We start from the raw sequence: 9174 nt of genomic DNA, 5'->3' as shown, positions 1-9174 counted from the left end.
GTTAAGATATAAAATATTACTTGATCAAGAAATATTTTAAATGATAATTTCTTTAGATTACGATGGAACACTTGTAGATAGCTACTCAATCATACCTTTAATTTATGAAAAAATAAGAGAAGAATTAAATTTATATGAAGGATTTACTGAAGCAATGCTTGCTGTAGAAGATCTTGGAGATTATTTTGGAATTTTTGAAAGAGGAAAATGGAGAAATTCTTGATAGAAGACAATCCTGATGAAATAATAGAATATTATTGGAAAATGTGGAACAGAAAATCAAATGATATTACCAGGAACAATAGGATTTTTAGAGAAATATAAGAATAATGACTTATATGTTAGTAACATCTAAAGATGATACAAAAGACATTAAAATAAAAAGAATTAAGAAAACATAATTTGGCTGAATATTTTAGAGATATATTATTATATGGTAGTGAAGAATTTAAAACAATTATTGATGTATTTGAATATTTAATAAATATAGATAAAGATATAATATATATAGATGACAAAAATACAAACTTATATCAAATAAAAAATAAATTAAATATAAAATTATTTAAAAGAATATATTATCCACCATATCCATTAAAACTGGCATGGTACTATCCAAAAATAGATGTTGCAAAGATAATAAATATTTTTGAAATTGAAAAATATATTGAGTTATGATATTTAATATTAGAAAATGTTGAAAAAATATATTATGTTGGAGGATACCCTATAAAAGCATTGGAAAATGTAAGTTTAAAAATTAAAGAAGGAGAATTTTTATCAATAGTTGGACCAAATGGAAGTGGAAAATCCACATTATTAGCAATAATGGGATGCTTACGAGAGGCCAACAAAAGGAAAAGTATATTTATTTGATAAAGATATATCAAAATTAAATGATAATCAATTATCAGAATTAAGAAGAAAATATATTGGATTTATATTCCAACAATATTATTTATTTAATTATTTAAATGCATTGGAAAATGTTCAAANNGGTTTAAGAGATTTCTGGAAATAAAAATTTAGAAAAAGCAAAAGAATTATTAAATAAAGTTGACTTAGGCGATAGATTATATNATTATCCAAATCAATTATCAGGTGGGGAACAACAAAGAGTTGCCATTGCTAGAGCATTGATCAATAGCCCTGAAATAATTTTAGCAGATGAGCCTACTGGAAACCTTGATGAAGTAAATGAGCAAATGAATTATTAGATATATTAAAAAAATTAAATGAAGAAGAAAATAGAACAATTATTGTTGTAACACATGATTTAAGAGTAGCAGACAGAACTAATAGGATAGATGTATATAAGAAATGGAAAAATATTAAAAGATAATGCTACAATAGACGAAACATTAGAATTATTAAAGTAATTTTATAAATATTTTTCAAATATAATAATCTCATGAAAAAATTAATTATACATTTTTGCTAACCCTTCTACTTTTTAGTATATATTCTTTACAAATAAAGATTACAAAAATATCACCATTAATAGTAAGTTCTAATAATAATATAAANCTAGAAGTTTGCATAATAAATTATGGATTATCTGAGGCAAATACAATTAATTTAAATATATATTNNNNAAACTGCATATATTCAAATCAATCCTCACTTTATATTCCATATTTAAATCCTGGAGANNNATATTGTACTTCATTAAATTTATATGAAAGTTGTAATCCTGGAAGTTATAATANNNTAATAAATGGAAGTTATACAAACAATAGATGGATCTGGTGAAATTTCACAAATATATCCAATAATTGTAGAAAATTTACCATATATAAACAATTAGTAATTATTATTATTCAAATAATTATTATGGAAGCATTGCAAATCTAGTATTAAATATAACAAATTATGGAGCAGAAATATATAATGTATTAATTCAATCAAATTCTCCGCATGTTCATTAGAACCATCTTCAATATATTTATCTAATTTATCTGGTNCTACATTAATTAATTTCCAATTATTAATTCCATCAAATTAGCAAATAATTATTGTACAATACCTTTATTTATAATTTATCAGGATCCTTTAGGAAATATTAACAATTATACAACAACAATTAATGTACCAATTTTACCATCAAATAATAGATTAGAAGTTTTATNNNATGTTGGATATTCTAAATATTGGAGAAAATATAATTAATTTAACATTATATAANNNNACAAATTCAAATATATCTGATATTTCATTAACATTTTTAGGTACAAATATTTCAATTGCAAATAATAACATTTATATCAATAATATATTGCCAGGTCAGGAAATAAATATTCCAATAACAGTAATTGTAAATAATAATCTATATGGGACTGTAACTATTCCATTTAATATTCAATATTATTCAAATTCAATATTATATAGTTTAAATGGAGATATTGTTGAAAATATAAATTCATATCCAAATATAATTTTATCACGTTCANATAGTTCTGGAACACTAACATTTAATATATTCAATTATGGAAATGCACCAGCATATAATATGTATATGAATGTTTATAGTTCTAGTAAATGTATAATTTCACCAAATCAAGGATATATTGGAGAATTAGATCCTGGAAATTCAAATTCCGTTGTATTTACATTAAATAATAATTGGTATCCAAATACAACTAGTATATATACAAATATATTATAATGATATTTTTGGAAATAAATATACAATACTTTATAATACTTCTCTAGAAAATCTTGGATATAATATTTATTATACAAAATCTTCTAGAAATATTTTAGTTGGTATAATAATATTAATTTTGATTTTTGTAGGTATCATATATTATATAATGAAAAGAAGAAAGAAAAATGAAAATAAAAAATTTTTTATTTTTAATATTAAAATATTTAAGGACAAAAAAAATAAGCACATTTTTAACGTCTTTAGGAATTACAATTGTATAGCTACTATATTTATATTGATTGCTTTATCGCAGGGTTTACAATATTATGTTCAAAGCGAATTAAATAGATTTGGAAATAAGGCAATATTTATCTTTCCAGGTGCAAGGGCTGGTTTTGTCAGTTCCATTTCAGGATATTTTACAAATAGTTTTATTGAAAATATTGCAATAATACCTTGAGTAGAAAGAGTTATAAAAGCATACTCAACTTCTACAATAATTAAATATAATAATTATCAAATACCTGCTAATATATTAGTTATTAATACGTAACAAAGTCAATTATTTAACATATATAGATTATAATATTTTTGAGGGGACCTTTATAACAAACAATAATAATTGCCAGGTTGATTTAGGATATCAAATTGCAAATTCTCATTTATTAATAATCAAAAAATAAGTGATGGAGATTATATAAATATATTTGGACAAAGATGTCAGGTAGTTGGAATATTACAACAGACAGGAGGAACCCCTGATTATAATATTTTATTCCCAGAAGGAGAATATGAAAAATTATTTGGAAGTATAAATTATAATTATCTAATTGTAATTACTTATAATTATAATATAGCATATAATTCGATAAAAAATTATATAAATTCATTAAAGGGTCAAACATATACAATAATAACTGCTCAATCTATTGAACAAATTGCAGATTAAATTATTGGAGGAATATCCATGTTTTCATTAATAATTGCATCAATATCTATACTAATTTCAGCAATAAATATTGTAAATACAATGTATACATCTATTTTAGAAAGATATAGAGAAATAGGATTATTAAAAGCTCTAGGAATGAAAAATATAGAAGTATTAATTTTATTTTTATTAGAATCTTAATTTATAGGATTAATAGGAGGAATTTTTGGAATAACATTGGATTTTTTACAGCATATATAGCTTCTTCTGTATTATCATTTTATGGATTTATTGGACTACAACCATATATTAATGTCAAATTAATAGTTTTTTCTTTAGTATTTCCATTCTTTATAGGGTATTTTATCTGGAACATTACCAGCAATAAAGGCCTCTAAACTGGATCCAATCGAAGCACTGAGATATGAATAATTTTACAAATATTTTTTAATTTCCGCCTTTTTATATCTATCATCTATAAAAAATACTTTATCATGATCATTTGGAAATCTTATTGCCCTTCATATTAGCCTCTTCTAATATTTATATCCTTTAATACTTCTGCTAATTCATTATAATCCAAATTATTATCCTTAATCATTTTATATATTAATATTGATGCCTTTGGTGGAGGTGGATATGGTTTTCCAACAATTACAATTAGCCTTAATAATGATTGGTTATCTTTTACCAATTGGATTCCTTCTATAAATCTTGATCTTGCATATGTAAATATTATATCTTTATCAGTTTTTAATATCCTATTCAATGGTTTTTCCCCATCATCTAAAAATATTCTACTCCTTTATATCCAATTTTTCATATACATCTATCATAAAAGAATATGAAGGGAACATCTATAATTGATATTTTTCTAAATTATTTGCAATAAATTTTATATCACCTATTAGATGTTTCTATATTATTTTTATCATTTCTTTTTGAATATCTTGAAGAAAAATTATATAATATTTCATAATCCTTTTTTCCATATTTTACATCAACTTTAATATATTCTACATCCTTTATTTTATATAATTTTTGGAAACTTTCTTTTGTAAAATTACTTCCAGACATTAATATTACTGATTTATAATTATCAAATACTTCTAATTATTTTTTCAAATTTTGTTATATATCCTTCTAATTTAAATAAATTTAATATCCAAAAAATATCCTCAGAATTTATATAATAATATAGTTTTAATATTTTATTTATATTCCATCTTTTCTTTGCTAATTTAATATTATTTTTTGAAATATATCTTTTATATGTTTCCCAATAAAATGATAAATTATCCAATAATTTTTCATTTGAATCAAATATTTCCTTTAATTTTTCTCTATCTCTATATTTTTCCTTTGAAGATTTTTCCATTTTTTCTTTTATTAAATATATGCTCCCTTGTTTAAATTTTTTTGCAATTATATTTTCTATAAATGATAATAATTCATCTGAGAATTTCATTAAATTATATCTTATTAATTCAAAATCCTGTTCAGGTATATTTAAAGCATTTTTTATAATTTCTAATTCTTTTACTATATGCTGGAATAATAAATTTTCTTCATTTCTTTTTCCAATACCTTTTTCTATATATCTTTTAAATGATATTTGACATAGGATTTATAATTTATGTTAATAAATTCTGAGATTCATCCATTATTAAGAAATCAGGTTCACTTTCTAAAGATAATACTTCATTTAAATATTGATTAAAAACATATGGATATGTTGAAATATAAATATTTGAATCAATTTTCTTATAAGAATGATATGTGCATTTTACATTTTTCTTTTTTAAATATTTCTTATATTCTATTTTTGTCAATTTAATAAAATTATAATTATATTTCTTTAATCTTTTATATAATTGTTCTGGATCATATAAAGATTTTTTATATATACAATCTGCAATATTATTTCTTCTCCAGATAAATTTGATTTAAAAAATATTGGACATGTTTTCTTTTTATTTGGATATACCCTTAATATTGTATTTATTTTAAATGAATCTTCCAAATATCTTTTTATTTCTTCAGTTGTTCTTACAGCAATATGAGTTATAAAATCTTCTTTTGCCAAATAATCAGAAATTACTAATGCAATAATTGTTTTACCTGAACCTGTAGGAGAATCTAATAAAATAAATTTTCTATTTTCATAAATATAGTTCAATATTTTTTCTCCAACATCAATTTGAAATGGTCTATTATTTAATATTGGATAATATTTTTCTATAATTATAAATTAAAGAATATTTTATAATTTGAAAAATTTAAAAAATAAATAATAAAAAATATTGATAATTAAAGGGGCGGTAGCTCAGACCGGGAGAGCGTCCGGCTGAAGACCGGAAGGTCGTGGGTTCAAATCCCGCCAGCCCCAGGTTTTAATATTACAGATANCATTAATGAACTGAAAGCAATATTATATTGAAAAAATAAAAGAAATTTAACCAATATAAATTGAAGGCATTACACCATTTGGAGGATATGATCTAGCTATTACCCATTCTACATATTGGTACGAATAAGCTCCACCAGTTCCAGCACCTATTTCTAATGTACCATATTGGAAAGGATTATAATTTAAATTATAATATGTATATCTATTATTATATACTGTATAAGTATCTAATAATGTTAATGGAGCCCATACTTGATTAGAACTATAAATATAATATCCTGTTTGTGCATATGTAGAATTAACTATTAAATATGAATAAACTGTTCCGCCAGATGTTGGGAAAGATGTATAACTTAAATATTGATCTGTTACTGCAGATTTTAACATAGTTGCTTGAGAGTTTGGTGGAGAATTACCAGGCCAATATTCAAATTGTACAAATGTGGATAAATTAGATGTTGGTGTCCAACCACCATCAGTAGATCCAATACCTGCACCAATTTGTTTACTTGTAAATCCAAATAATGCTATTACATTTGCATCTGCATTCGGGCTTCCCCCNCCATATACCAAGCTTCCTCAACAATTAAAGGAATTTTAGGAATATTCCATTTATTTGGAGGTAAAATATAAGTTCCTTCACCATATTGATTATTTATCACTTCAATACCATTTGAAGTTGCTGTAGGAGACCAGGTATGCAGAAGAAACATGTCCACTCCCTCCATTAAATGTATTATTAAAATATCCATATGCTATAAATACTTTTTGTCCTTTATCATATTGCATAGTTTCTGTAACTTGCTCATTAGTTCCTACATATGGATAACATAACGGATAATAATTGGAATTATTGGATCCTATATACATATATATTCTTACATTTGAAATAGCAGGAACTCCATTTGGTAAATATTATCCACCATACATCACAATATGTACTTCCGTTAATTAACTGACGCTCATACCATGAATAAGATATTTGTATGCTATGTGGATTAAAGAACATTACATTTTGCCCATTTGGATTAATTAAATTAACTGATTATGAACTATTTACATATGCAAAATTCTTAATAATATTAATTGTTTCATTACAAATAGCAATATCTTGTTGAAATGGAGATGGGGTTGGAATAGATTGAGTATTATATATTATTATTGGATAATTAATAAGATTGTTTATTATATTAAATTTATTATTGCTTACTATGTCATAATTATAATTTATTCCATTGTATACAAAATTAGTAGTTTTTATATCATCTGTATAATTATAATAACAAATATAATTTAATACATAACATAATTCATTACTTCCAATATTATTTATATTTCCATTATTACATACAACATTACTTCCATTTGTTGATATAGGATTTCCATTATTATCTGTAAATATAATTTGAGAATTATTTATATTAATAGGTATATTTCCTTTATTATATATATTAAAATATAATATATTATTTGAACAATATATACTATTTATTGTAAATGATATTATTTTTGATTGTTGATTAACTAAATTATTTGATGAAGTTATAATTGAATTAAGACTTACCTGAAGTAAATGCATAAAATAATCCAGCAATTGCAACTGTCATAACAATTATTAATATATTTCNNACTATGGAGAAATTGATTTCATATTATATTCTGTATATTCTTGATTTAATAAATATTTTATGGNNATTATATAGATAGTTAAAGAGCGGAGGATGGGGGATTTGAACCCCCGAGGGCGTGAACCCATCGGGTTTCTTACCAATTGGGTCTTAAGCCCGACCCCTTTGACCGCTCGGGCACCGCCGCGTATTTTATTTTTTATTGCATTTTATTTTTTAAATCTTTTTTATCATAAAAATAAAATGGTAAATATATACAAAAAAGGAGGATTATCCGTTTACCCAGTTAGAGATTTAAGAAAGGAAAATGAGTAAAGTAAAATCTCCTAATAGTAAAAAAAGAAAAACAAATTATGGAAGATATTAATTCTAACAAAAATATCAAAGAGTAATGATGAAATAAGATATATATTTAGAACAAAGGGTGGTAATTATAAAGTAAAATTAAAAGGTGCTTTATATGTGAATGTTCTTATTCCAGAAACAAAAGCAGTTAAAAGAGTAAAAATATTAGGTGTTATTAAAAATCCAAATATAAAAATTTAGATAGAGAAAAAATAATAACTAAAAATGCTATATTAAATACTGAAATAGGAAAAGTTTTAGTAACATCAAGACCAGGTCAAGATGGAATTATAAATGGAATATTAATAAAAGAATAATTTTAAACTAATTTATAAAATAAATTTATAAAATCTTTCTTGTATATTTTGTTTATCGACATAGTAAGACCATTAGATATAATAACACAGTCAAAAGGAAAAGAAATAATAGTAGAAATGAAAAATGGTAAACAATATAGAGGTAAATTAGTAGCTTCTGATGTTCATCCAAATATGGTATTAGAAGATGTAACAGAATTAGATACCAATAAAAAATTACTTGGATATTCTTAAGAGGTGATAATTTATCTGTCATAAAACCTAGTGAATAATCAGAATAAGCTATTCTATTTGAATTTTATTTTTTATTAAACCATAACATTACAGATAAAAGATTCAATTACAAGACCTTTTTTGTTTTAATATAATAAATTAAAAAGAAATTGTACTAAATCTTCTTCAGAAACAACTACATAATCACCAATTGCTTTTACTGCCATAAATGGTACTAAAAATCCATCTTTTGTTTCTTCTAATCCCAACCTTTCAGCATTCTCAGTAGTATTCGCTTCTATAGTAATTATTACTTCTCCTGTTTTCTCTTCAAATTGTAGATCTGCAATTTCTCCTAACTTTCTACCTTTGTCTGTAACAACTGATTTGTTTAATAAGGATGATGCTTCATATCTTTCCATATATATAAAATAGAAAATATCTAAATATAAAGTTTATACATCTCTAATATCTTCTTCACTTATTTTAAATATTGCCTCCCTTTCAGGGAATGAAGAGCATCAATTAATCTAGCAATTCTTGTCCTTTCCTTACCTTTTCTTAGGAATATTCTATATGTAATTGCATGAGCTAGAACATGTCCTCCAACTGCCTGTTAGATCTAAAGAAAAATATCCTTCAGGTTTTGCCATAACCTGATTTGTTACATATACTGCTAAATT

14 protein-coding genes, 2 tRNA genes and 3 pseudogenes are annotated in these 9174 nt (G+C 23.5%); 9 read left to right on the top strand and 10 right to left on the bottom strand.

The genetic code is table 11. The features are described from left to right. The first annotated feature begins 40 nt into the window (after window positions 1-40). The 5 genes and pseudogenes from LUA84_RS01835 to LUA84_RS01815 all read left to right on the top strand — a co-directional run bounded on the left by LUA84_RS01835 (window position 41) and on the right by LUA84_RS01815 (window position 3779). On the top strand, window positions 41-223 hold the full coding sequence (locus tag LUA84_RS01835) for a hypothetical protein (protein WP_231434179.1): 183 nt from the start codon (window positions 41-43) through the stop codon (window positions 221-223). Window positions 224-402: 179 nt separating this feature from the next. Next, window positions 403-678, top strand: coding sequence for a hypothetical protein (locus tag LUA84_RS01830; protein ID WP_231434178.1), 276 nt, complete (start codon window positions 403-405; stop codon window positions 676-678). 6 nt (window positions 679-684) lie between these two features. Continuing rightward, window positions 685-1379, top strand: a pseudogene (locus LUA84_RS04665) (ABC transporter ATP-binding protein). A 1434-nt stretch (window positions 1380-2813) separates the two neighbouring features. Then, complete coding sequence (locus LUA84_RS01820; RefSeq protein ID WP_231434177.1) at window positions 2814-3107, top strand: hypothetical protein; 294 nt, start codon at window positions 2814-2816, stop codon at window positions 3105-3107. Between the two features lie 507 nt (window positions 3108-3614). Further along, the gene (locus LUA84_RS01815) at window positions 3615-3779 is read left to right on the top strand and encodes an ABC transporter permease (protein WP_231434176.1); all 165 of its coding nucleotides are present in this window, start codon (window positions 3615-3617) and stop codon (window positions 3777-3779) included. A gap of 325 nt (window positions 3780-4104) precedes the next feature. Here LUA84_RS01815 and LUA84_RS01810 read toward each other — a convergent pair whose 3' ends face one another. The 5 genes from LUA84_RS01810 to LUA84_RS01790 all read right to left on the bottom strand — a co-directional run bounded on the left by LUA84_RS01810 (window position 4105) and on the right by LUA84_RS01790 (window position 5802). Further along, window positions 4105-4347, bottom strand: coding sequence for a P-loop NTPase family protein (locus tag LUA84_RS01810; RefSeq protein WP_231434175.1), 243 nt, complete (start codon window positions 4345-4347; stop codon window positions 4105-4107). Between the two features lie 131 nt (window positions 4348-4478). Beyond that, complete coding sequence (locus LUA84_RS01805; protein ID WP_231434174.1) at window positions 4479-4655, bottom strand: hypothetical protein; 177 nt, start codon at window positions 4653-4655, stop codon at window positions 4479-4481. Window positions 4656-4677: 22 nt separating this feature from the next. Next, a complete protein-coding gene (locus LUA84_RS01800; RefSeq protein WP_231434173.1) occupies window positions 4678-5046 on the bottom strand; it encodes a hypothetical protein in 369 nt (122 codons plus the stop codon). 166 nt (window positions 5047-5212) lie between these two features. Next, the gene (locus LUA84_RS01795) at window positions 5213-5485 is read right to left on the bottom strand and encodes a hypothetical protein (protein WP_231434545.1); all 273 of its coding nucleotides are present in this window, start codon (window positions 5483-5485) and stop codon (window positions 5213-5215) included. Further along, on the bottom strand, window positions 5437-5802 hold the full coding sequence (locus LUA84_RS01790) for a DEAD/DEAH box helicase family protein (RefSeq protein ID WP_256443589.1): 366 nt from the start codon (window positions 5800-5802) through the stop codon (window positions 5437-5439). Before LUA84_RS01790 ends, LUA84_RS01795 begins: the two co-directional genes overlap by 49 nt. 91 nt (window positions 5803-5893) lie before the next feature. Here LUA84_RS01790 and LUA84_RS01785 point away from each other — a divergent pair. Further along, a tRNA-Phe gene (locus tag LUA84_RS01785) sits at window positions 5894-5967 on the top strand. A gap of 684 nt (window positions 5968-6651) precedes the next feature. On the opposite strand, the gene LUA84_RS01780 is transcribed toward LUA84_RS01785, so the two are convergent. The 3 genes from LUA84_RS01780 to LUA84_RS01770 all read right to left on the bottom strand — a co-directional run bounded on the left by LUA84_RS01780 (window position 6652) and on the right by LUA84_RS01770 (window position 7798). Continuing rightward, entirely contained in the window at window positions 6652-6858 is a 207-nt protein-coding gene (locus LUA84_RS01780) for a hypothetical protein (RefSeq protein ID WP_231434171.1), read from the bottom strand. Window positions 6859-7033: 175 nt separating this feature from the next. Continuing rightward, window positions 7034-7567, bottom strand: a complete 534-nt coding sequence (locus tag LUA84_RS01775) for a hypothetical protein (protein ID WP_231434170.1) — start codon at window positions 7565-7567, stop codon at window positions 7034-7036. A 136-nt stretch (window positions 7568-7703) separates the two neighbouring features. Beyond that, window positions 7704-7798: transfer RNA gene (locus tag LUA84_RS01770), tRNA-Leu, on the bottom strand. Window positions 7799-7970: 172 nt separating this feature from the next. Here LUA84_RS01770 and LUA84_RS05205 point away from each other — a divergent pair. From LUA84_RS05205 to LUA84_RS01765, 3 genes and pseudogenes are all read left to right on the top strand, one after another. Further along, window positions 7971-8162: pseudogene (locus LUA84_RS05205) on the top strand (30S ribosomal protein S8e); the annotation flags it as partial. 2 nt (window positions 8163-8164) lie between these two features. Next, window positions 8165-8278 (top strand): annotated as a pseudogene (locus tag LUA84_RS05200) (30S ribosomal protein S8e); the annotation flags it as partial. A 48-nt stretch (window positions 8279-8326) separates the two neighbouring features. Then, window positions 8327-8512, top strand: a complete 186-nt coding sequence (locus tag LUA84_RS01765; protein WP_231434169.1) for an LSM domain-containing protein — start codon at window positions 8327-8329, stop codon at window positions 8510-8512. 125 nt (window positions 8513-8637) lie between these two features. Here the strand turns inward: LUA84_RS01765 and LUA84_RS01760 are convergent, their stop codons facing one another. Further along, window positions 8638-8913: a PRC-barrel domain-containing protein gene (locus LUA84_RS01760; RefSeq protein WP_231434168.1), complete on the bottom strand. Its 276-nt coding sequence runs from the start codon at window positions 8911-8913 to the stop codon at window positions 8638-8640. Between the two features lie 59 nt (window positions 8914-8972). Next, window positions 8973-9062 carry a hypothetical protein gene (locus LUA84_RS05195; RefSeq protein ID WP_256443588.1) on the bottom strand — a complete coding sequence of 30 codons (90 nt, stop codon included), beginning with the start codon at window positions 9060-9062 and terminating at the stop codon, window positions 8973-8975. Window positions 9063-9174 lie beyond the last annotated feature (112 nt).

This window comes from Candidatus Nanopusillus massiliensis (assembly GCF_920984865.1).
The sequence above is the reverse complement of the archived record's forward strand: the minus strand, read 5'-3'. Positions and strand labels throughout refer to the sequence as shown.